The 206-nt window shown below is 71.8% G+C and carries 1 protein-coding gene; it reads left to right on the top strand.

Going from position 1 to position 206, the window contains the following annotated elements:
* On the top strand, positions 1 to 206 hold a 206-nt coding region (locus IG74_RS47550), incomplete at both ends, for a KR domain-containing protein (RefSeq protein WP_037827820.1).

Raw genomic sequence — 206 nt, 5'->3', positions numbered from 1 at the left:
CTGCATGAGTTGACGGCGGGGTTGGACCTGTCGGCGTTCGTGCTGTTCTCCTCGGCGGCGGGCACGTTGGGCGGGCCGGGCCAGGGAAGCTACGCGGCGGCGAACGTGTTCCTGGACGGCCTGGCGTCGTGGCGGCGGGCTCAGGGGTTGCCGGGTGTGTCGATGGCGTGGGGTCTGTGGGCCGAGGCCAGCGGCATGACCGGACA

This window comes from Streptomyces sp. NRRL B-1347 (genome assembly GCF_000720325.1).
Classification (GTDB): Bacteria; Actinomycetota; Actinomycetes; order Streptomycetales; family Streptomycetaceae; genus Streptomyces.
Note: the sequence above shows the minus strand (reverse complement) of the source record. Positions and strands in the feature narration are given on the sequence as shown.